The sequence below is a fragment of the Streptomyces sp. NPDC004539 genome (assembly GCF_040610055.1).
Classification (GTDB): Bacteria; Actinomycetota; Actinomycetes; order Streptomycetales; family Streptomycetaceae; genus Streptomyces.
On record NZ_JBEXLS010000046.1, the window covers coordinates 1 to 19,784 of the forward strand.

The following is a 19,784-nucleotide window of genomic DNA, read 5'->3' on the forward strand; positions in this document are numbered from 1 at the left end:
GCCGGTGCCGCAGCGACATGACGCCTTCACCGCATGTCACCACAGCCACTTGACAACCTGATTGGGAATCAGTGGCCACGCTGAAGATCCTTAGTCGGCCAGCGGCTTGCGCAACACCGCGCAGGGGCGCCCGAGTCGGCGGTCCTTCCGGTGGTCGATGACCTCGTACCCGAGAGCCGTCCAAAAGGCCATGCCCATCGGGTTGTTGTCGAGCACGGCGAGCCGTACGGCCTCCCGGCCCGCCTCCCTGAACCTGTCCTCCACGGCCTCCGCGATCCGCCGGCCGTGGCCCCGCCGCCGCTCCCCCACCATCAGGAACCCGATCCACGGGTCCGGGTCCGCCGGGTCCGGGTGCCGACCCAACGTCACCGTGATCCCCGCGAGTTGACCCTCACTCCGCGCCAGCAGCACCTCCACCTCCGGGTTCGCCAGCTCGTCGGCCAGCTCCCTCGCGATCTGCTCCGGCCGGATGTCCGCCGGGTCCGGGAAGTCCCCGCTCAGCGCGAAGAACGTCTCGTTCGCCGCGTAGAGCGCGGTGAGCTCGGTGAGGAGGGGGGCCGGGATGTCGTGGTCGGGGGTGAGGGGGAGGGGGGTGAGGATCATGGGGCGAGGGTAGTGGGGCGGACCTCGAACCAGAGGAGTTTGCCGGTGACGGGGCTGCCGGGGTCGTCCTGAAGGGGCCAGCCGCCCCAGGCGCACGCGTACCGCTGCACGAGGCACAGGCCCCGGCCGCCCTCCTTGTACGCCGGGGGCATCGGGGTGCGGCCGGCCGTGGGGTGCGCGAAGGGTTCCGGGATGTGCGGGTGGGTGTCCCAAATACCCACACGGAGCCCGCCGTTGCCCGGGGCGGTCAGGCGGACGGAGGCGGGGCCGGTGGTGTGGCGGTACGTGTTGGCGACGAGTTCGGAGGTCAACAGTTCGACCGAGTACAGGAGTTCGTGCATGGAGTAGGCGGTGAGGGCGGCACGTACGGTCATGCGTGCGATGCGGGCGGCTCGGGGGTCGTGGGGGAGGCGGAGGGAGTAGGTCCAGGTGTCGGGGTTGGGTACGGTGCTCATGGGTGAACTCCGGGAGGAAGGGGACGTCGCGGGCCAACTGCCGTGCGGGGTACGGAGTTGGGCGGTGCGTGAACTACCGTAGAGCCGCTCGGGAGATTTATCTTCCAGTTCCCGGAGATGTACCTTCGTTTCCCTCGTGTGGGTGACGAGAGCGCCGCGCTGCGGCCTGACAGGAGGTGCCGTGCCGCCCACGAACAACCCCAGTTACCGTCAACGGCGCCTCGGTGTGGAACTGCGCAAACTCCGGGAGCGGGCCGGATTGACGGTCACGCAGGCGGGCGCGCATCTGGGCGTCAACCAGGGGCGCGTCAGCATGATCGAGACGGGGCGCAGCGCGTTGAGTGCCGACCGGGTCCGGGGGATGGCTTCGGCGTACGACTGCACGGACGAGGCGTTGGTCGAGGCGCTGGGGACGATGACCGGGCGACGGGGTCGCGGCTGGTGGGAGGAGAGCCGGGACCACGTACCCGTCGCCCTCGTGGATCTGGCGGAACTCGAACACCACGCCACGGCACTGCGCGTCGCCCTCGTCGTCCACATCCCGGCGCTGCTCCAGACCACCGACCACGCCCGTGCGCTCTTCCGGTCGGTCGTGCCGCCCATGCGCCAGTACGAGGCGGAGCACCGGCTCTCGCACCGCGTCAAGCGGCAGGGTGTACTGCACCGCGCCGTCCCACCCCCATACACCGCGATCATCCACGAGGCCGCGCTGCGGATGAACTTCGGCGGCCCTTCCGTCGCCCGCGGGCAGTTCAAGCACCTGCTCGACATGAGCGAACTCCCTCATGTCACCATCCGGATAGTCCCGTTCGGTGCGGAGGACTTCCCGAGCACGGGTCAGTCCTTCGACTACGTGGAGGGACCTGTCCCTCAACTCGACACGGTTCAGCTCGACTCGCACCACGGTGCCTGTGAATTCCTCGACGCCGAAACCCAGTTGGACAAGTACCGGGCTGTACTGGACCGCATGGACACCTGCGCCCTCGACCCCACCCGCACCCGGGACTTCATCCGCCGTCTCGACCGGGACCTCTGAAAGGCATCCACCGTGCAGACCCTCAACTGGCTGAAGTCCTCCTACAGCGGCGACGGCTCCAACTGCGTAGAGATAGCCCCTTCCCCCACCACCCTCCACATCCGCGACTCCAAAACCCCCGCCACTCCTCACCTCACCTTCCTCCACTCCACCTGGACCCACTTCCTCACCCAAGTACGTCAATAGCCGCCGTGATCAACCTCCTTGCGTCAACTCCCCGCACCGCGATCGCCGACAACTCCGCGAACGTCCTTGTGTACTCGGCGATTTCGCTCGGCTGAGTCACCGACAGCCTCGCCGAGACCAGTTCGACCTTGACCAGGCTGTCGTCAAAGATCAGGAAGGACTCCGTCGGCCAATCCCCACCCCGTGGCACGCCCATGGGGATGATCCCCAGAGACACCGAGGGGAGCGACGCGACGGAGATCAGGTGGCCGAGCGCACCCGCCATCGTCCCCGCGTCGCCGATGACCGTACGCAGGACCCATTCCTCGACGAGGAAGACGAAGCGGCGTCCGCCGGAGTGCAGGACGCGTTGGCGGTCCATGCGGAGGCTCACCGCCTCCTCGATGTCACCGGGCGCCTGTCGGAGGTGAACGACGGTTCTCAGCACGGCACGCGTGTAGGCCGCCGACTGAAGCAACCCCGGGATCACCCCCGACTGGTAGTCACGGAAGTGGCGCGTCCGTTCGTACAGAGGTGTCGAGATCTGCTGAAGGTGCTTGAGACCGGCTCGTTCGATGCGACGCCAGTCGATGTACATACCCTCGACAGCGCGGGCGGCGGCAATCAGGTCGGCCGTCTGACCCTGCGCGCCACAGTGGAACGTATACGCACGGATGTCCGCGTCCGCCGGAGGCGTCCGGCCGTGCTCGATACGGCTGCACTTGGACTCGTGCCAGCCCGCGCGCTCGGCCAACGCCCGCCCTGTGAGGCCGGATTCCCTCCGGATCTCGCGCAGGCGCCGGTCGAGAGCCTTGCGGGCTTCGGTGACGCTGGAGGACGGACTGCTCAACGCAGGACGTACTCCGAGTGGTCGGCTCCCAGATCCCAGACCGCTTCGAACGCGCTGAGGCAGAGCTTCACGATCTCCGGGTCCTGCGTGAACTCCTCGTCGTCAGGAGCGTCCGGCACTTCCCCGTCGCCGGTGAAGAAGTAGAACAGCACCGAACTGTCGTCGAAGAGCCAGAAGTCGTTGCCGGGGAGCGTCAGCGCGGACGCGCGGCGCCGCGGCAGCCACCTGACCTGTTCACCCGCCGACACGTTCGCGGCGGTCGACTCGTGCTCGAACCTGATGTAGTCCGAGACCGGTTCGGAGACAATGCGGGCTCGTCGCACCTCGACCCCCTTCGCCGTGACGTCGGAGATCAACCGCAGCCAGGGACGCATATCAGGATCGTCCCTCGCCGGATCACCACGCACACCGTTCTGCCAGGCGACGAACGCGGGGTCCGACTGCATGTAGCCGTCCCGCATCTCCAGATGAAGGGCCGAGCGCTTACACGCTCGCAGCCGATCCTCAAGCGTTGGTTCCAGACCCATCTCGCCCGATGACCTCCGGGAAGAATTGCATCATGCGGCGAGGAAACTCGATCGCCGTCTCATGCTCCGGGATGTCCATCTGCTTCCGCTTCTCGGGACTCACCCGCCAACCCTGAAGCACGTAGTTGCCCGTCTCCTCGTCCAGGTGGACGGTCGGCGACCTGCCGTCGTCACTCTCCGGGTCCTGACCCAGCTTGACCAACGCCACGGCCAACCTCCTCCGCTATCGGGGATGACTCACAGTCTTGCCCCCAACAACCCTCCGTAGCCAGAAACTTGCACGAACTTCTACGAACCCCCTGATCACCCCCCCTGACCAGGGAGGTTGACCCGACCGGGAGGCCCTCCATGGAACCCCAGCCCTACCCCCTGCCCGAACCCTCCCCGGTACCCGGCTGCGGCCAGCGCCTGTCCCACGTGACGGCAAGACGCAACGCCCGCCCGACGTACGACCACAGCGCCGTGACCGACGCGAACGTCCTGCTGCGCAGGCACCTCGCCGAAGCGCACTGAGGTCCACGAGACCGACGTCCCCGTCACCTCTCGCTCCCCTCAACTCCCGTCCACTGCATGGCATTCGGACGGCGGCGGCTCCATAAAGCGGCCGTGTCCGCCTGGGCACTGGCCGACAGCAAGCGCCCCGACGCGCAGCCCCTCCGCTTCACCACCGCCGAACTCGACGCCGCCGGCATCGACCCGGCCCGCTTCGGAATCGGCGTCTGACCTGTACAGAGTCCGGACCTCCCCACAAGGAGAGTCCGGACCCCGTCGACGGGACCAACTCGTACACCACCACGCCTACTTGTGGACCGGCCCGAAAGACCGCTTCGACAACGAGGCCCTACGACGGCCCCCGCACCCGCAACCACCCCCCACCCCCACCGACCCGGCCGGGGAACGCCTGCTCCAGCGCTACCGGGAGGTCTCCGCCGAGTTCCCCGCTTCCGACCTTCCGCCCATCGAACCCGCCTACTGGCTCGTCAAACCCGAATCCCTGATCCGAGGCACCTGGACCGACCCGGACCAAGCCGCCGCGTGGCTCGGCAGCCAACTCCGCACGTACGCACCTCGGTTCGCCGCCGTCAGAGACCGCGCCCTGGCCCACCTCACCGCACTGGCCGCCGCCGCCCTCGTACGGCTCCGAGCCGGCAACGACGTCGCCCTCGGGCTCTACCTCGAACGCCCCGCCTACCTCCACCTCGCGCTCATCGCCTGCACCCCGAACCGTGCGCGACCCCAACTCCCCTGCCCGGCAGCTCTGGAGGGCGGCAACCTTTCCCCCCGGGGTGGCGACTGAGCGGCGACTCTCCCCCGAATGGAAAGAAGGGCCCCCACATGAGCCGGAAGGCACTCTCCAGGCATCGGCGGCGCAACAGGACGCTGGCGGTGGGGTTGCCGCTCGCGTTGGTGGTGAGTGGTGTGTTCGTCTATGGGTACGGGTCGGGTGAGGAGGCGTCGGCGGCGGCGCCGGGGTGGGCCACGGCGGCGGCGGACGGGTTCGCTTCGGTCAACGCGCTGGGGCAGGACGGGACTTATGGCGGGCGGGACGGGAAGACCGTCACCGTCAGGACGCTCGCCGAGTTGGAGAAGTACGCGACGGCGAGTGAGCCGTACGTGATCGTGGTGGCCGCGGCGATCGACATGAATCCGGTCGGCAAGGAGATCAAGGTCGCCTCGGACAAGACGATCGTGGGGTCCGGGACGTCCGGGCACATCGTCGGCGGCGGATTTTTTCTGGGGCAGGGCGTGCACAACGTCGTCATCCGGAATCTGACCATCAGGGATGCGTACCAAGGGACTTGGAACGACAAGGAACACGACTTCGACGCCATCCAGATGGATGGGGCGCATCATGTCTGGATCGATCACAACGATCTGCGGCACATGGCGGACGGGCTGATCGACAGCCGGAAGGACACGACGTACCTGACGGTCTCCTGGAACAGGCTCAGCCAGGAGAACAAGGCGTTCGGCATCGGCTGGACGGAGAACACGACCGCTGACATCACGATCCACCACAACTGGATCAGGGAGACGGAGCAGCGCAACCCTTCGACGGACAACGTCGCGCACGCCCACCTCTACAACAACTACCTTGAGGACGAGGCGAACACGGCGATCAACTCGTCGTACGGGAACTACGCGCGCGGCAACACGAACATGGTGCTGGAGAACTCGTACTTCCAGGGCATGAAGAACCCGGTGATCAGGGACAGTTCGGCGACGCTCGTGCAGCGCGGGAACGTGTTCTCGGGGACCAGCGGCCGTAACGAGAGCGGCGGCAACGGCGCCAAGTGGGACCCGAAGAGCTATTACCCGTACACGCTGGACGCGGCGGCCAACGTCCCGGCGCTGCTCAAGTCCGGTACTGGGCCGAGGAGTTCAATCGGTACGGCAGCGAAAGAGACGGCCGCGCTCAAGGCAACGACGCTGACCGTCGCCCAGGACGGCACCGGCCAGTACCGCACCGTTCAGGCCGCCGTGAACGCCGTCCCCGTCAACAACCCGTCCCGCGTGGTGATTTCGGTGAAGCCGGGGACGTACCGCGAGGTCGTGAAGGTGCCCGCGAACAAGCCGCACGTCACGATCCAGGGTGCCGGGGCCAGCCGCAAGGACACGGTCATCGTCTACGGGAACGCGGCCGGGATGACGAAGCCCGACGGCTCGGGCACCTACGGCACGCCGGGCAGCGCCACCCTCTCCGTCCTCTCGGACGACTCCCAGATCCGCAACCTGACCGTCACCAACGACTTCGACGAGGCCGCGCACCAGGACATCGCGAACCAGGCGGTCGCGCTGCTGACGCAGGCCGACCGGATCGTCATCGACGGGGCGATCGTCAACGGGGACCAGGACACACTGGAGTTGGAGACCGCGGCGAAGGGCGGGCTCGGCCGGGTCTACGTCACCAACTCGTACATCACCGGGAACGTCGACTTCATCTTCGGCCGCGCGACCGCCGTCGTGGACAAGTCGGTCATCACGCTGAAGAAGCGCTGGAACGGCACCTCCGCCGGGTACATCACCGCGCCCAGCACCGCGGCCGGCCGCAAGGGCATCCTCATCAACAAGTCCACCGTCAACGGCGATGTCTCCGGCGGGAGTTTCTACCTCGGCCGCAACTGGCACCCCGGCGGCGACACGACCGTCGACCCGCAGACCACCGTCCGCGAGACCAGTCTCAGCGCGGCCGTCAAGTCCACCCCGTGGTCCGACATGGGCGGCTTCTCCTGGAAGGACGACCGGTTCGCCGAGTACCGCAACACGGGGGCCGGTTCGGGGGCGGCGTCCTCGGAACGTCCCCAGCTGACCGACTCCCAGGCGAGCGGGCAGGAGGTCGCGGACTGGCTGGGGGACTGGACGCCGTCGGCGTCCTGAAAGGGCGGCCCTGAAAGGGCGGCCCTGAAAGGGCGGCCCTGAAAGGGCGGCCCTGAAAGGGCGGCCCTGAAAGGGCGGTCCTGAAGCGCCGTCCCGAAGCGCCACAAACCCCTCCTACCAGGGGCGCGAACGCGGTCGTATGATCGCCCCGAGACGGCGCGTCGACACCACGCGCCGGAAAGACGATCCCCGGGAGGCGACATGAGCAGCGGGCCACAGATCGAGCGCACGTACCGGGGCAGCCGTACCCTCCCGCTGCCCGAGGTACTGCTCCTGCTCGTGATCGCCTTCCTCGTCGCCCCCGCGAACGACACCCCGGAGTGGCACGAACTCCCGTACATCGTGCTGGGGTTGGCGGCCGGCGCCGTCATCCTCCTGGACCGCTACCGGGCGTACACGACCGTCGACGCGTCCGGCTTCACCGTCCAGGGGCCGCTGCGCGCCCGGCACGTCCCCTGGTCGGAGGTCTACGCCCTGCGCCTCGCGGACGACTCCGCCCGCACCCGCTGGCAGGCCCGGTTCCCGGTCCACCTCTACGACACGGCGGGCCGCAGCCTACGCCTCCCCCACTTCGACGAGCGTGAACTCGACCGTCCGCAGGCCGAGTTGGCAGAGCTGCTCGCCACGGCCGGCGAGCTCGGGCTCTGGTCACCCGGTGCGGTGACCCCGCTGGTGGCGCGCGGTGAACGCCGCCGGGCCGCCTGGAACCGGGCGAGCCGGGGCGCGGTCGTCGCCCTCGCCGTGACGATCGCCGGCGTCGTCCTCGCACTGCTCCTCGACGGGCCCTCCTTCGCCACCGGTCTGATCGTCCCGGTGCCACTGGCCGCCCTGTTCGTCCTCTTCCTCCTCTTCGACCGGCTCGGCGAGTCCCGCGCGGCCCAGGCGTCCTGACCGTTCACACGGTGACCGGCACGTCGTCCTCGGCGTCCGTGACCAGTGCGCCCCGCGCCAGCCGGTGGACGGTGTCCGCGGCGGCGGAGACGGTCGGGTCGTCGGTGACGAGCACCACCGCCCGTCCCTCGTCGGCGAGTTCGCGGAAGAACCCGAGCAACTGCCGTCGGCTGTCGGGGTCGAGGGTGCCCGTGAGGTGGTCGGTGAGGACGACGGGCGGGTCGTTGATCAACGCGCGGGCGAGGGTGACGCGTTGGCGTTCGCCGGGCGAGAGGTCGCCGCAGAGGTGGGAGGCTCGGGGCAACAGACCTACGCGGTCGAGGAGTTGGCGGGCCCGGTGGTCGGCGGTGTCGCGGGGGCCGGTGTGCGGGAGCAGGACGTTGCGGGAGACGGGCTGTCCGGGGAGGAGGTCGTGCGGGTGGAGGGCGAGGCCGAGCCGACGGCGTCGTACGTCGGCTCGGGCGGGGTCGTCGAGGGCCGTGACGTCGTCGCCGCAGAGGAACACGCGTCCTCGGTCGGGGCGGTCGAGGAGTGCCAGGATGTGGAGCAGCGCGGTCTTTCCGGAGCCCGAGTCGCCTACGAGCGCGGTGACTTGACCGGCCTCGGCGGTGAACGTGACGCCGTCCAGGATGTCGAAGCTCGCCTCGCGCAGGGTGTAGGTCTTGCCCACGCCCTCGGCGCGGAGGTGGGGCGGGAGGGGCTCGTTCATGGGGGTGTCTCCTGTGCGGCTTCGCGAGAAGCGGGCCTCCTTCCTACCGGCGTCGCCGGTCCGGGCACATCACCGGATCACCACGAAGGGTGACCGATCCGGGGGAATCAACCCCGTAGGGGGATGTCTCGGCGGGCGGGTGACGGCGCGGCGGAACCGGGCGCCGTCACAGGCTGTCCTCACAAGTGGCCTCGCGGTGCCTCGCAGTGCCTCGCAGTGGCCGCGCAGGGAAGGAAGCAGGAGCTGACAGTGGAACCCGAATCGACAGAACCCCGGTCGCCGGAACCCGGATCGACGGCGTCCCGGAGCCGGGGCAGCATGGTCGGCCTCTTCTGGATCGGCGAGGAGACGGCGTACGTGGGGACGCCGCCCGTCGAACCGGCGCCAGGTGTCGCGCTGACGGCGGCGGGGCCCCGGGTCGAGGGGCTCGAACCCCAGGCGTGGGCGTGGGCCGAGGTGCTGGAGGTGCGGGTGCCGGACGCGCCGGTGCGGTCCACCGCCGCCCGGTGGGCGATCCGTGCCGTCACGGTCGCGGCGGCGGCCGTCGACGCGTGGACTCCCGACGACCCACCGGAGATGACGGTGGTAATCGCCACGGGGGACGGGGAGTTGGAGACGCCGGTCTACTCCGGGGCGTCGGTCGCCTACACCCAGCGGGAGGTCGACCTCTCCCTGGGGCTGCTGGCACGGATGACCCGTGGGGAGTTCTCGCCCACGGTCATGACGGAGTGGTGGCGGGCCAACCGGCCGGAGAAGGTGCTGAGTTCACGGGATCGGGAGGGTGTGCTGGAGGGGTGGCTGGCGGAGGGCTGAGCCCGCGGCCGGCGAACAACAGCCAAGGTCTGACGGCCAACGCCCTTCAGCCCAAACCGAGTTGCCCCCCTACCCCCCCTACCCCCCTACCCCCGCACCCCAGCCCCTTCCCGCACCTCCACCACCCGCCCCCCATCCACCACCAGCACCCGATCCGCATACTCCGCGAACCCCAGCTCATGCGTGATCATCACGGTCGTCCGCCCCGCCATCAACTCCCGCAGCGGCTCGACCACTTGACGCGCGGCGACGGTGTCCAGCCCCGCCGTCGGCTCGTCCAGCACCAGCACCGGCGCCCCCCGCAGCATCGCCCGCGCGATCGCCACCCGCTGAAGCTGCCCACCGGAGAGCACCGGCGTCCCGGGCGCGAGCAACGTGTCGTATCCCTGCGGCAGTTCGGCGATGAACTCGTGCGCGGCGGCCGAACGAGCCGCCTCGACGATCTCCTCCTGCGTCGCCCCGGGCCGCCCGCAGGCGATGTTCTCCCGGATCGTCCCGCTCACCACGTACGTCTCCTGCGGAAGCAGGGTGACGTTGTCCCGGAGGAAGGCGAGCGGTACGGCGTCCAGCGGCACCCCGTCCAGGGACACGACGCCGGCGTCGGGGTCGTAGAACCGTGTGAGGAGTTTCGACAGCGTCGACTTCCCCGCCCCGCTCGCCCCCGTCACCAGCACCAGTTCCCCCGGCCGGACCGTGAGGTCGACGCCGCTCAGAGCCCCCTTGGCCGCACCGGGATACCGGAACGACACCCCCTCGAACCGCACCACCCCCCGAACAGGCCAGGCAGCAACCGGAGTTGCCGGGTCCCGCACGGCCGGGCGCGCGTCCAGCACCTCCGCGATCCGCTCCGCTCCCGCCCCGGCGGCCGTGGCCGTGAGCCCCAGCTGCCCCAGAGAGCGGACCGGCGGATACAGGTACCCGACGAACGCGGCGAACGACAGCAGCGTCCCGAGCGTCATCCGCCCGGCGGCGATCTCCCACACCCCGAGCCCGATCACCGCGAGCACGCACACCGTCTCGACGACCTCGACGAACTGCTCGTACGCCTCCCCCAGCCGAGCGCCCCGCAGCGAGGCCCGCATCCAGGCCCGCGCCTCCTTCTCCAGCCGTGCCTCCTCGGCGGCGCCCAGACCGTACGCCTGGGTGAGGGCGACGTTCGCCAGCGACTCCTGCACGACGGAGGTGATCGCCCCGTCGGCGGCCCGCTCGTCCCGCGCGGCCGACCGGATGCGCCCGGCGAAGCGGCGGGCGGCGAGCAGGAACAGCGGCGCGAGGAGGAAGGTCACGAGGGCGAGGTCCCAGCGCAGCCAGAGGGCGGCGGCGGAGTAGAAGAGGACGGAGACCAGGGCGGAGGCGGCCCCGACGACCCCCGAGACGACGAGCGCCTCGATCGACTCGACGTCCCCGGTCAGCCGCTCGACGAGATCACCGCGCCGGTATTTCTGGAAGAAGTGCGGTGGCAAAGACTGAACGTGCCGGAATACTTTCGCGCGCAGCCGGAGAACGAATCTCTCGGCGATCCAATTAGCCAGTGAATTACCCAGATAACCGACGACGGCACCGGCCGCCGCCACCGCGAGCCATGCCCCTGCCGGTCCCCAGAACGCCTCGATCGACCCGGCCGCGAGCGCCGTGTCGGTCAGCTCGCCGAACAGCAGGACGGCGACGGTCTCGGCGAGCGCGGCCAGTACCACGCACCCGACGACCGCCGCCATCCAGCGCCGATCTCCCTTGGTCAGCGGCCAGAACCGCCGAAACGCCTCCCGCACTCCACACCTTCCTCCGCACGCACCCGAGGCGGGGCCCCCGAGAGAAGGCCCCGCCTCCGGATCGACCGGTCCGCCGATCAGCCCTGGTGCGCGACCGGACGGCGCTTCGGCGCGGCCTTCTTCGGCGCCGCCGGCTTCTTCGCGACCGGCTTGGGAGCCTCGTTCTTGCGGTGGTTCTTGGCGATGGGGGCGATCTTGCGGAAGCTCATTTCCGGTCTCCTTTTTCTGTCGTAAGCGCCGTTCGCTTTCGACAAGGAAAAACCTAGGGCAGCTCTCTGAGGAAAAAGTGAGAGCCCCCTGAAACTATTTTTCAGGGGGCTCTCGGAACTTTATGTGGCCTTACACAGAATTCACTTCACGATCGTGATCCGGTTCGCGACCGGCGGCGCCAGCGGCGCGGACGCCGACGAGTTCGCCGTGAGGTACTGCGCGAGGGCCGCCAGGTCGTCGGTGCCGACGAGGTCGTTCGTGCCGAGGCCGAGCGTGGTGAAGCCGTCGCCGCCGCCCGCGAGGAAGCTGTTCGTCGCGACGCGGTAGGTGGCGGCCGGGTCGATCGGCGCGCCGCCGAGGCGGATGCTGTCCGTGACCACGCGGTCCGCGCCCGACTTCGTCAGGTCGAGGGTGTACGTGAGGTTCGCGGACGGCTGGAGGATCTTCGGGGAGGCCGCGTTCGTACCCGTGACCTGCTCCTTCAGGACCTGGATCACCTGTGCGCCGGTGAAGTCCTGGAGGTTGACGGTGTTGGCGAACGGCTGGACCGTGAAGCCCTCGGCGTACGTCACGACGCCGTCGCCCTCGGCGCCCTTGGCCGCGAAGGTGAAGCCGGCCCGCACGCCGCCGGGGTTCATCAGCGCGAGGTCGGTCTCGGGGTCGAGCTGACGGCCGTACGCGAGCTGGGCGTCCGCGATGAGGTCGCCCGCCGGGGACTCCGTGCCCGTGTTCGGGACGTCGGCCGAGATGTAGCCGATGGCGCGGTTGCCGATGGGCGCCGCGAGGGTGTTCCACTTGTCGATGAGCTGCGTCATGTCGGGCGCCTTGGGGACGTCCCGGGTGACGACGCGGTTCGCGGACTTGACGGCCGTCCGGGCGATGTCACCCGTCCAGCGGTCGTACGTCAGCGTCGTGTCCGTGTAGAGGCGGCCGAAGGACGCGGCCGAGGTGACCATGCGGGGCTTGCCCGACGGGTCGTTGATCGTGCACACGTACGCGGCGTGCGTGTGGCCGGTGACCAGGGCGTCGACGGCCGGGGTGACGTTCTTCGCGATGTCGACGATCGGCCCGGAGATGCCGTCGCCCGCGCCCGGGGCGTCGCAGTCGTAGTTGTACGACGCGGAGGCGGGCGCGCCGCCCTCGTGGATCAGCGCGACGATCGACTGGACGCCCTGGCGCTGGAGTTCGCGGGCGTACTTGTTGATCGTGTCGACCTCGTCCTTGAACTTGAGGCCCTTGACGCCCTCCGCCGAGACGACGCCGGGGGTGTTCTCCAGGGTGACGCCGATGAAGCCGACCTTGACGCCGTTCTTCCGCCACACCCAGTAGGGCTTGAGGATCGGCTTGTTCGTCTTCTCGTCGAGGACGTTCGCCGCGAGGTAGGGGAAGTCGGCGCCCTTGAACTTCTTGTCCGTGTAGCAGCCGTCCGTCGGGTGACAGCCGCCGTTCTGGAGGCGGGCGAGTTCCTTCGCGCCCTCGTCGAACTCGTGGTTGCCGACGCTCGTGACGTCCAGGTCCAGCTTGTTGAGCGCCTCGATGGTCGGCTCGTCGTGGAAGAGGCCCGAGATCAGCGGCGACGCGCCGACCATGTCCCCACCGGCCGCGGTGATCGAGTACGGGTTGCTCTTGCGGGCATTGCGCAGGTGCGTGGCGAGATATTCGACGCCCCCCGCGTCGATCGTCTTCGTCGTGCCGTCCGCCTGGAGCTCGGTGACCCGGCCGGAGGAGCCCGACGGCGGCTCCAGGTTGCCGTGCAGGTCGTTGAACGACAGCAGTTGCACGTCCTGGTAGCGGCTCGGCTGCGGCTTGCCGTGGTGGTGCTTGTTGTCGTGCGCGTCCGCGGGCAGTGCGGCGGCCAACGCGCCCACGGTGGCGAGCCCGGCGGCGACCGCGAGAATCCGCGTCGTCCGTCTGCGGCTGGGAAGTGGCTGGGAACTGGCTGGCATGAGCCCCCCTGGAGATGGCAGTGAACGTGTGGCCCCGTCCGGCGCAGCCTAGATTCAACGCGCGTAGCACGACAGGGGGTTCATGGTTACATCCTGGTTTCCCTTTGCCCTTCCCTTTGCTGACGGTGTCGCGCCGCCCCTCCCCGTACCCTCGTACGCATGACCAGCGACGACACCGCACGGCCCCGTTCCCTGGAAACCCTCCCCGCTCTCGACCCCGGGCAGGTCGACGCCGTCCTCGCCCTGCTCGCGGACGCCGCTCGTACCGACGGTCAGCAGGCGGTGTCCGAGCAGGGCCGGCTGAACCTGCGCGGCGGTGCCCGCGAGGGCATCTCCCACCTGCTCCTGTCCACCGGCCCCGAACTCGTCGGCTACGCCCAGCTGGAGGACACCGACCCGGTCGAGGCACCGGCCGCCGAACTCGTCGTCCACCCGGCGCACCGGGGGCACGGGCACGGGCGCGTGCTCGGTACGGCGCTGCTGAGCGCGACCGGCAAGCGGCTGCGCGTGTGGGCGCATGGCGGGCACCCCGCCGCCCGGCATCTCGCCCAGGTCCTCGGCCTGACGCTGTTCCGCGAACTGCGGCAGATGCGCCGCCCGCTGACGGACCTGAGCCTCCCGGACCCGGTGCTGCCCGAGGGCGTCACCGTCCGCGCCTTCGTCCCCGGCAAGGACGACGCCGGGTGGCTCGATCTCAACGCCGCCGCCTTCTCCCACCACCCGGAGCAGGGCTCCCTCACCCAGCGCGACCTCGACGCGCGCGCCGCCGAGCCCTGGTTCGACCCGGCAGGCTTCTTCCTCGCCTTCCGCGGCGAGGAGCTGATCGGCTTCCACTGGACGAAGGTGCACGCCGCCGAGGGGCTCGGCGAGGTGTACGTCCTCGGCGTGAAGCCCGGCGTCCAGGGCGGGGGGCTCGGCAAGTCCCTCACCACGATCGGGCTGCGCCACCTCGCCGCCCAGGGCCTGCCCACCGCCATGCTGTACGTCGACGCGGACAACAAGGCGGCGGTCTCGGTGTACGAGCGGCTCGGGTTCCTCACACATGAGACGGACCTGATGTACCGCGCCGAGAGCTGAGCTCCGGCAGCCTCCCGAGGGTCCGCAGGACCCCGCGCTCCAGGGGCTGCGGGGTCCACGCCGCGCTCGCGAGGAGCGCCGCCGCCAGCACCAGCGCCCACCTCCAGTGCGCCCCCGGCCAGTGCGGTTCGTCCGGCAGGGCGAACAGGCCCCAGCGGGCAGGGACCAGGGCGGCCACGGCGAAGGCCGTCAGCGTCCAGATCGCCGCCGCGCCGCCCGGTTCGGCGCTCGCCGTGAAGCGGATACGGGCCGTCGCCAGGGCTGTCGCGGTCGCCGCCAGCGCGGCGGCCTCCAGGGTCGACGGGAGCAGCGGCGGGCGGGCGCCGGCGGGGACGAGGAGGACGGCGGCCGTCCACCACAGCGCGGCCAGGGGGAGCGCGGCGGTGAGGCGCAGGGCCACCCGCAGGGGGCGGGGGGCCGGGGTCGTCTCCGTGCTGTTGCGGGAGCGGTCGTCCAGCAGGAACGCCAGGGCCAGGGCGCCCAGGAGAGCGGTGCACCTGAGGAGCGCCAGACCCGAGACCGGGTCGGCGGCGATGTCCGCCAGGCGCGTCGACGCGGCGAGCAGGAGGCCGGTGCCGGCCGCGAGGGCGGGGGCCAGGCGGGGGGTCGCGCGCCAGGTGGGGAGGGCGAGGGCCCGGGCGAGGGCGGGCCAGGTCGCGGGGGTGGGGGTCGGCGTCGGCGCCGTTGCCGGGGTCAGTGCTCGTTGCACGTGTCCGCTCCCTTCGGGACCTCGACGCCCAGCAGGCGCGCCGCGTCCGCCGTCGTCGTCCGCGGTGAGGTCAATTCGCTCCAGTGGGCCTTGACCGCGGCCGTGACCTCGGCGGCGGGACGGTCCAGGACGCTGTTGACGACGTCGGTCTGCCGGGCCGTCAGGCCGAACGAGTCGGTGGGGGCGCGGACGATGCCGGAGCCGACGTTGCTGTCGTCGATGCGGAGTGCCTTGAACGTGTCCTCGGGGGTCGGATCGCCCGCCAGGGTCAGCCACATGACGGTCACCCCGCGCGCGCCGCACAGGTTCTCCGAGGCCGCCCCTTCCGTACCCGCGACCAGCACCGACGCGACGCCGACCGCGAACTCGGGGACGTGGTTGCCGCCCCAGCGGGTGCCGATCGTGACCTGACCGGCGCCGGTCTGCGGCTCCAGCGCGGCGTCCCGCTCGATCCCGCCCGTGACGTCGATCCGCTGTCGCACGGTCAGGGGGGCCGTGCTGCCGGAGGCGGCCCGGACCCGGTCCACGACCTGTGCCCAGCGCGCCCGCTGGCCGTTCCACTCCGGGAACGAGCAGTACGTCGAACCGCCGCGCTCCTCGCACGACTGGACCTTCTCCGGGTGCTCGGAGACCGTCCGCCGCGCCTCCGCGAGCGCCGTGCCGTCCACGGGCCGCTGGCCGAACGCGGCGGCCACGGTGACCGCGAGCGCCAGGACCGCCGCCGCCTTGAGGGCCGTCGTACGGCCGCCCTTGACGAGCAGCGCCACGCAGGCGAGCAGGACGCACAGGGCCGCGAGGTACAGCGCGTGCCAGCCGGCCGGGCGGCCCAGGAGGTTCGAGGGGTTCGGGATGCCGCCCCCGGTGTCGCCGACGACCGGGGAGAACCACTGCGACCAGTCACCCGTCAGCGCCACCGATCCGACGAGCGTGAGGTACGCGACGACCGCCAGCATCACCGGCACCAGCGTCAGCGGCCACAGGCCGGCCAGCAGTATCCCGATGATCCCCGCGAACATCACCGTCAGCGGGCCCACCAGGAGTTCACCGACCGAGCCCGAGCCGACCGCGCCCGGCTTCAGCGCCGAGAAGGCGAAGTCGACGCCGACGGCCACCGCCGTGAACAGGGCGAACGGGACGATCGACAGGACGTGCCCCAGCGTCCGGCGCCAGGGCTCCAGCGGGAGCATGGAGAACTGCTCGACCGTCTTGTCCCGGTGCCCGCGCAGCACTCCCGTGTTCACCGAGATCAGTACGGCCAGGGCGAGGAGCTGCGGGAAGTCCTGCGTGTCCCGGTCCGCCATGAACAGGACCGGGAAGTCGTCCATGCCCTCCTCCCTGGTCAGCCGGAGGACCGTGAGGACGATCCACAGGACCGTGACGGCCGCCACCGGGATCTGGAGGGCGAGTTCGCGGGCCTCGAAGCGGGCCAGCGCGACCACCGAGGCGAACCGGCGGGGGCCCGCGGCCCGGGGCTGGGCCGCCGTGGCGGGCGGGGCGGTCAGGGTGCTCATGCGGAGACCTCCGCGCTCTCGCCGTCCAGGGTGAGCAAGTAGCCGTCCTCCAGGGTGGGTTCGAGGAGTTCGGCGCCCTCGGGCGGGTCGCCGATGTTGCGGAAGCCGCCGGTTCCGGTGCGCCAGCCGGCCCGCGCCGCCGGGTCCCGCTCGACGCTGGTCCAGACCCGGCCGGCGGCCCGCGCGGTCAGTTCGGCGGGGGTGCCCTCGAAGCGGACGCGGCCCTGGGTCAGGACGATCACGCGGTGGCACAGCATCGCGACGTCCTCCGTCTGGTGCGTCGACAGCAGGACCGTGCGGCCCTCGCCCGCCTGGGCGATCAGCTCCCGGAAGCGCATGCGCTGCTCGGGGTCGAGGCCGACCGTCGGCTCGTCCAGCACGAGGAGGCCCGGGGAGCCGACGAGCGCCGCCGCGAGCGCGACGCGCTGGCGCATCCCGCCGGACAGGCGCTTGAGCCGCGTCTTGCGGTGGTCGCCGAGGTCGACGGCCTCCAGGACGCGCCGCACCTCGCGGATACGGGCGCTGCGGTCGGTGAGCTCCTTGAGGATCGCGACGTAGTCGACGAACTCGAACGCCGTGAAGTCCGGGTGGAAGCCGGGGTTCTGCGGCAGGTAGCCGAGGGAGCGGCGCAGGGCGAGGCGGCCGGCGCCGGTGCTCGGGTCGTGGCCCAGGGCCCGGAACTCGCCGCCGTCCGGCGGGACCGCCGTCGCGAGGACCCGCAGCAGGGTCGTCTTGCCCGCGCCGTTCGGGCCGAGCAGGCCGGTGACTCCCCTGCCGAGGGCCAGGGAGACGCCGTCCAGGGCGCGGGTGCCGCCGTAGCGCAGGGTGAGGCCGGTGGCGGTCAGGGTCGGGTCGAGGGGGCCGGTCATGGGGTCCTCCGGGTGGTGTCGTGGTCGGTGGGGCGGGGTGTCCTGGGCGGGGTCACATCGCCCCTCCTTCCTGGAAGCCGCCCATCGGGCGGATGTCGAAGCGGTCCCGTGAGCGGTAGAGGGCGAGGCCGGCGACGAGCGCCACCGCGGCGGCGGCGAGCTGGCCCGGCTCGGTGAAGGGGGCCAGGGTCTCGGTGGTGCGGGAGCGGGCGAACAGGAGGATCGCGATCCAGACGGCGCCGGTCAGGACGGGGGCGATCACCGCGCCGAGGCGGGCGGTCAGGGCGAGGCCCGTCGCCGTCAGCGCCAGGGCCGGCAGGAGCCAGGCCAGGGCCAGCAGGCCGTAGCCCGGGAGGGCCAGGGCCGTGAGGCCGTTGAGGACGAGGCTCGCGGCGAGGACCGCGACAGTGCGGATCATCAGCAGGCGGAAGCCGTGCAGGGGGGCGACCAGCGTCATCTCGTACGTCGGGTCCAGGGCGCGGCCGAAGGACAGGGCGACGCCTGCCAGGGGCAGCAGGGGGGCGAGGCCCAGGAAGAGGCCCGGGTCGTCGGCCGTACGGACCATCAGGACCGTCATCACCAGGACCGACAGCACCGCGAGGAGCCAGGAGCGGCGCAGTATCGGCGTCGCCGTCAGGAGCCGGGCGGTGGAGTCGGAGACGCCGACGCGGACGAGGAGGCGCTCGGAGAGGGTGCGGCTCGGGGCGTCCAGCTCCGCGTCGAGGCGCTCCCAGCCGGCGTCCAGCGCGACCGGGTCGGCGGCCTCGGCGAGGACGGCCCGGCAGCGGGCGCAGGACGCGAGGTGGGTGTCCGTCGACCAGAGCAGGGGGGCCGAGAGCTCGCCCCGCGCGTAGGCACGCAGTTCCTCATCGCCGACATGCCAGCTCATGCCGTGCTCCTTCCGTCGGTCCGGGCCGATTCCGTCGTCACGCCGATGTGGGCGTCTTCGCGTGTCCGCGCCCTCACGTCAGGGCCTCCCTCAGCTGTTTGCGGGCCCGTAGCGCCCGCGTCTTGACCGTCCCGGCCGGGATGCCGAGGAGGGCCGCCGCCTCGCGGGTGCTCAGGCCGTCGATGACGGTGGCCTGCATGACCGCGCGCAGCTCCGGTGAGAGGCGGGACAGGGCGCCCGCGAGATCGCCGTGCTCCACGCCCGCGAGGACGCGTTCCTCCGCCGACGCCTCGTCGCGGTGGCGCAGGCGGGAGAGGGCCTGGCGCAGGCGGCCCCGGGCGCCGTCGCGGCGCAGCGCGTCCACGAGCCGTCTCGCCCCGATGCGCCACAGCCAGCCCGCGACGTCCCCCTCCTCGTGGTACCGCGCCTTGCCGCGCCACACCGCGAGGAACGTCTCCTGCACGACGTCGTCCACCACCCCCGCGTCCGCGCACCGGCTGCGCAGCCTCGCCGCCAGCCACGGCGCGTACCGCCGGTACAGCTCCTCGAAGGCGTGACGGTCCCCGTCCGCCGCGACGGCCCGCAGCAGCTCCCCGTCACTTCTCGTTTCGCTCACACCCCCTCATCGCTCCGACCCCACGAATCGGTTCACGATCCGCCCAACTTTTTTCCCACCCCACCCGAAACCACCACTGACCTGCACGTTCCCGCCCCCGAACCGCCCCCGCCCATCAGAACCGCCGCGACACCCCCCTCCGCAACGCCCCCGTCAACGCACCCCACAACGCACCGAACGCCCCACCCCGATCCGCCTCCTCTGCCAGCACGGCCCGCACCGTCTCCTCGACCCCGAGCGGCACCTCCCCGACCCGGTACCGGGCCCAGTACCGCCCGACCCACGCCTCCAGCCCACCCGGATCGCTCGCCCCGGTCCGCCGCAGCACCACCGGCCCCTTCCACGCCTGGGGAGCGGTCAGTTCGAGGACGCCGCCGTCCGGCGAGTACACCGCCGGATACTCCCCCTCGTCGACGTCGATCGCCTCCAGATCATCCGTGACCTGCGTGAACGATTCGTACGCGTACAGCACCCCGTCCCGGTCGAAAACGATCACGGTCTCGTCGGGAAGTCCCCCGCCGCCCTCAGCCATCCCGGCCCCCTGTCCCTCGTACATGTCCGTCCCCCATCCTGTACGAGCCCCCCGCCCGGCCCCGCCGGGAAGGCGTCCCCGCCCGAACACCCCCCGCTATCCCGCACGTCATGTCTCCGTAACCAGTGATTCAGACGGGCTTGCGACGCTCGGGAAATGAACCAGGCCGTGCCCGAGCCTTCGCCGCCGCCCGAGGGTCTGCCCCCCACGAACAGCACGCATCACACGG

General features: G+C 70.9%; 22 protein-coding genes and 2 pseudogenes. 9 read left to right on the top strand and 15 right to left on the bottom strand.

The genetic code is table 11. The features are described from left to right. Positions 1 to 90: 90 nt before the first annotated feature. Together ABZX85_RS47715 and ABZX85_RS47720 are read right to left on the bottom strand one after the other, a co-directional pair. A complete protein-coding gene (locus tag ABZX85_RS47715) occupies positions 91 to 603 on the bottom strand; it encodes a GNAT family N-acetyltransferase (protein ID WP_355884511.1) in 513 nt (170 codons plus the stop codon). Continuing rightward, positions 600 to 1,058 carry an ATP-binding protein gene (locus ABZX85_RS47720; protein WP_355884513.1) on the bottom strand — a complete coding sequence of 153 codons (459 nt, stop codon included), beginning with the start codon at positions 1,056 to 1,058 and terminating at the stop codon, positions 600 to 602. The genes ABZX85_RS47715 and ABZX85_RS47720 overlap by 4 nt, the downstream gene beginning before the upstream one ends. A gap of 181 nt (positions 1,059 to 1,239) precedes the next feature. On the opposite strand from ABZX85_RS47720, the gene ABZX85_RS47725 reads away from it, so the two are divergent. Both ABZX85_RS47725 and ABZX85_RS47730 read left to right on the top strand, forming a co-directional pair. Further along, positions 1,240 to 2,094 carry a helix-turn-helix transcriptional regulator gene (locus tag ABZX85_RS47725; RefSeq protein WP_355884515.1) on the top strand — a complete coding sequence of 285 codons (855 nt, stop codon included), beginning with the start codon at positions 1,240 to 1,242 and terminating at the stop codon, positions 2,092 to 2,094. Between the two features lie 12 nt (positions 2,095 to 2,106). Then, positions 2,107 to 2,280, top strand: coding sequence for a DUF397 domain-containing protein (locus tag ABZX85_RS47730; RefSeq protein WP_355884517.1), 174 nt, complete (start codon positions 2,107 to 2,109; stop codon positions 2,278 to 2,280). Here the strand turns inward: ABZX85_RS47730 and ABZX85_RS47735 are convergent. From ABZX85_RS47735 to ABZX85_RS47745, 3 genes are read right to left on the bottom strand one after another with little or no spacing between them, the layout of a single operon-like run. Next, positions 2,261 to 3,109 (bottom strand): helix-turn-helix transcriptional regulator, encoded by an 849-nt coding sequence (locus ABZX85_RS47735; protein WP_355884519.1) that lies wholly within the window; start codon positions 3,107 to 3,109, stop codon positions 2,261 to 2,263. The two genes, ABZX85_RS47730 and ABZX85_RS47735, sit on opposite strands and share 20 nt — an antisense overlap. Next, positions 3,106 to 3,636 carry a DUF6879 family protein gene (locus ABZX85_RS47740; RefSeq protein WP_355884521.1) on the bottom strand — a complete coding sequence of 177 codons (531 nt, stop codon included), beginning with the start codon at positions 3,634 to 3,636 and terminating at the stop codon, positions 3,106 to 3,108. The genes ABZX85_RS47735 and ABZX85_RS47740 overlap by 4 nt, the downstream gene beginning before the upstream one ends. Continuing rightward, positions 3,614 to 3,844, bottom strand: coding sequence for a hypothetical protein (locus ABZX85_RS47745; protein WP_355884523.1), 231 nt, complete (start codon positions 3,842 to 3,844; stop codon positions 3,614 to 3,616). Before ABZX85_RS47745 ends, ABZX85_RS47740 begins: the two co-directional genes overlap by 23 nt. Positions 3,845 to 3,984: 140 nt before the next feature. On the opposite strand from ABZX85_RS47745, the gene ABZX85_RS47750 reads away from it, so the two are divergent. From ABZX85_RS47750 to ABZX85_RS47770, 5 genes and pseudogenes are all read left to right on the top strand, one after another. Further along, complete coding sequence (locus tag ABZX85_RS47750) at positions 3,985 to 4,149, top strand: hypothetical protein (RefSeq protein ID WP_355884524.1); 165 nt, start codon at positions 3,985 to 3,987, stop codon at positions 4,147 to 4,149. 99 nt (positions 4,150 to 4,248) lie between these two features. Beyond that, positions 4,249 to 4,359 (top strand): annotated as a pseudogene (locus ABZX85_RS47755) (DUF397 domain-containing protein); the annotation flags it as partial. A gap of 79 nt (positions 4,360 to 4,438) precedes the next feature. Further along, positions 4,439 to 4,933 carry a hypothetical protein gene (locus ABZX85_RS47760; RefSeq protein ID WP_355884526.1) on the top strand — a complete coding sequence of 165 codons (495 nt, stop codon included), beginning with the start codon at positions 4,439 to 4,441 and terminating at the stop codon, positions 4,931 to 4,933. A 38-nt stretch (positions 4,934 to 4,971) separates the two neighbouring features. Continuing rightward, positions 4,972 to 7,014: a pectinesterase family protein gene (locus tag ABZX85_RS47765; RefSeq protein ID WP_355884528.1), complete on the top strand. Its 2,043-nt coding sequence runs from the start codon at positions 4,972 to 4,974 to the stop codon at positions 7,012 to 7,014. Between the two features lie 201 nt (positions 7,015 to 7,215). Next, positions 7,216 to 7,905 (top strand): PH domain-containing protein, encoded by a 690-nt coding sequence (locus ABZX85_RS47770; protein ID WP_355884530.1) that lies wholly within the window; start codon positions 7,216 to 7,218, stop codon positions 7,903 to 7,905. Positions 7,906 to 7,909: 4 nt separating this feature from the next. On the opposite strand, the gene ABZX85_RS47775 is transcribed toward ABZX85_RS47770, so the two are convergent. Further along, entirely contained in the window at positions 7,910 to 8,614 is a 705-nt protein-coding gene (locus ABZX85_RS47775; protein WP_355884532.1) for an ATP-binding cassette domain-containing protein, read from the bottom strand. A 318-nt stretch (positions 8,615 to 8,932) separates the two neighbouring features. Here ABZX85_RS47775 and ABZX85_RS47780 point away from each other — a divergent pair, with 318 nt between their 5' ends. Further along, positions 8,933 to 9,427 carry a hypothetical protein gene (locus ABZX85_RS47780; RefSeq protein ID WP_355884534.1) on the top strand — a complete coding sequence of 165 codons (495 nt, stop codon included), beginning with the start codon at positions 8,933 to 8,935 and terminating at the stop codon, positions 9,425 to 9,427. A 116-nt stretch (positions 9,428 to 9,543) separates the two neighbouring features. Here ABZX85_RS47780 and ABZX85_RS47785 read toward each other — a convergent pair. The 3 genes and pseudogenes from ABZX85_RS47785 to ABZX85_RS47795 form a co-directional block, all read right to left on the bottom strand. Then, positions 9,544 to 11,196: pseudogene (locus tag ABZX85_RS47785) on the bottom strand (ABC transporter ATP-binding protein); the annotation flags it as partial. A 77-nt stretch (positions 11,197 to 11,273) separates the two neighbouring features. Further along, positions 11,274 to 11,405 carry a hypothetical protein gene (locus tag ABZX85_RS47790; RefSeq protein WP_355884536.1) on the bottom strand — a complete coding sequence of 44 codons (132 nt, stop codon included), beginning with the start codon at positions 11,403 to 11,405 and terminating at the stop codon, positions 11,274 to 11,276. 141 nt (positions 11,406 to 11,546) lie between these two features. After that, a complete protein-coding gene (locus ABZX85_RS47795) occupies positions 11,547 to 13,352 on the bottom strand; it encodes a bifunctional metallophosphatase/5'-nucleotidase (RefSeq protein WP_355884538.1) in 1,806 nt (601 codons plus the stop codon). Between the two features lie 159 nt (positions 13,353 to 13,511). Between ABZX85_RS47795 and mshD the strand changes: the two genes are divergently transcribed. Continuing rightward, positions 13,512 to 14,429: a mycothiol synthase gene (mshD, locus tag ABZX85_RS47800; protein WP_355884540.1), complete on the top strand. Its 918-nt coding sequence runs from the start codon at positions 13,512 to 13,514 to the stop codon at positions 14,427 to 14,429. Here mshD and ABZX85_RS47805 read toward each other — a convergent pair. The 6 genes from ABZX85_RS47805 to ABZX85_RS47830 form a co-directional block, all read right to left on the bottom strand. After that, on the bottom strand, positions 14,389 to 15,138 hold the full coding sequence (locus ABZX85_RS47805; protein WP_355884541.1) for an ABC transporter: 750 nt from the start codon (positions 15,136 to 15,138) through the stop codon (positions 14,389 to 14,391). The two genes, mshD and ABZX85_RS47805, sit on opposite strands and share 41 nt — an antisense overlap. Next, on the bottom strand, positions 15,123 to 16,649 hold the full coding sequence (locus ABZX85_RS47810) for an ABC transporter permease (protein WP_355884543.1): 1,527 nt from the start codon (positions 16,647 to 16,649) through the stop codon (positions 15,123 to 15,125). Before ABZX85_RS47810 ends, ABZX85_RS47805 begins: the two co-directional genes overlap by 16 nt. Further along, positions 16,646 to 17,518, bottom strand: a complete 873-nt coding sequence (locus ABZX85_RS47815) for an ABC transporter ATP-binding protein (protein ID WP_355884544.1) — start codon at positions 17,516 to 17,518, stop codon at positions 16,646 to 16,648. Before ABZX85_RS47815 ends, ABZX85_RS47810 begins: the two co-directional genes overlap by 4 nt. A gap of 52 nt (positions 17,519 to 17,570) precedes the next feature. Beyond that, positions 17,571 to 18,407 carry a zf-HC2 domain-containing protein gene (locus ABZX85_RS47820; RefSeq protein ID WP_355884546.1) on the bottom strand — a complete coding sequence of 279 codons (837 nt, stop codon included), beginning with the start codon at positions 18,405 to 18,407 and terminating at the stop codon, positions 17,571 to 17,573. A 73-nt stretch (positions 18,408 to 18,480) separates the two neighbouring features. Continuing rightward, positions 18,481 to 19,023 carry an RNA polymerase sigma factor gene (locus ABZX85_RS47825; protein ID WP_355884547.1) on the bottom strand — a complete coding sequence of 181 codons (543 nt, stop codon included), beginning with the start codon at positions 19,021 to 19,023 and terminating at the stop codon, positions 18,481 to 18,483. A gap of 115 nt (positions 19,024 to 19,138) precedes the next feature. Next, on the bottom strand, positions 19,139 to 19,579 hold the full coding sequence (locus ABZX85_RS47830) for a hypothetical protein (RefSeq protein WP_355884548.1): 441 nt from the start codon (positions 19,577 to 19,579) through the stop codon (positions 19,139 to 19,141). Positions 19,580 to 19,784: the final 205 nt, after the last annotated feature.

What these genes read in the sequence shown, in the direction of transcription:
- ABZX85_RS47715 (WP_355884511.1), bottom strand. Translation starts at nt 603, where the DNA reads ATGATCCTCACCCCCCTCCCCCTCACCCCCGACCACGACATCCCGGCC.
- ABZX85_RS47720 (WP_355884513.1), bottom strand. Translation starts at nt 1,058, where the DNA reads ATGAGCACCGTACCCAACCCCGACACCTGGACCTACTCCCTCCGCCTC.
- ABZX85_RS47740 (WP_355884521.1), bottom strand. Translation starts at nt 3,636, where the DNA reads ATGGGTCTGGAACCAACGCTTGAGGATCGGCTGCGAGCGTGTAAGCGC.
- ABZX85_RS47750 (WP_355884524.1), top strand. Translation starts at nt 3,985, where the DNA reads ATGGAACCCCAGCCCTACCCCCTGCCCGAACCCTCCCCGGTACCCGGC.
- ABZX85_RS47765 (WP_355884528.1), top strand. Translation starts at nt 4,972, where the DNA reads ATGAGCCGGAAGGCACTCTCCAGGCATCGGCGGCGCAACAGGACGCTG.
- ABZX85_RS47770 (WP_355884530.1), top strand. Translation starts at nt 7,216, where the DNA reads ATGAGCAGCGGGCCACAGATCGAGCGCACGTACCGGGGCAGCCGTACC.
- ABZX85_RS47775 (WP_355884532.1), bottom strand. Translation starts at nt 8,614, where the DNA reads ATGAACGAGCCCCTCCCGCCCCACCTCCGCGCCGAGGGCGTGGGCAAG.
- ABZX85_RS47780 (WP_355884534.1), top strand. Translation starts at nt 8,933, where the DNA reads ATGGTCGGCCTCTTCTGGATCGGCGAGGAGACGGCGTACGTGGGGACG.
- ABZX85_RS47790 (WP_355884536.1), bottom strand. Translation starts at nt 11,405, where the DNA reads ATGAGCTTCCGCAAGATCGCCCCCATCGCCAAGAACCACCGCAAGAAC.
- ABZX85_RS47795 (WP_355884538.1), bottom strand. Translation starts at nt 13,352, where the DNA reads ATGCCAGCCAGTTCCCAGCCACTTCCCAGCCGCAGACGGACGACGCGG.
- mshD (WP_355884540.1), top strand. Translation starts at nt 13,512, where the DNA reads ATGACCAGCGACGACACCGCACGGCCCCGTTCCCTGGAAACCCTCCCC.
- ABZX85_RS47810 (WP_355884543.1), bottom strand. Translation starts at nt 16,649, where the DNA reads ATGAGCACCCTGACCGCCCCGCCCGCCACGGCGGCCCAGCCCCGGGCC.
- ABZX85_RS47815 (WP_355884544.1), bottom strand. Translation starts at nt 17,518, where the DNA reads ATGACCGGCCCCCTCGACCCGACCCTGACCGCCACCGGCCTCACCCTG.
- ABZX85_RS47820 (WP_355884546.1), bottom strand. Translation starts at nt 18,407, where the DNA reads ATGAGCTGGCATGTCGGCGATGAGGAACTGCGTGCCTACGCGCGGGGC.
- ABZX85_RS47830 (WP_355884548.1), bottom strand. Translation starts at nt 19,579, where the DNA reads ATGTACGAGGGACAGGGGGCCGGGATGGCTGAGGGCGGCGGGGGACTT.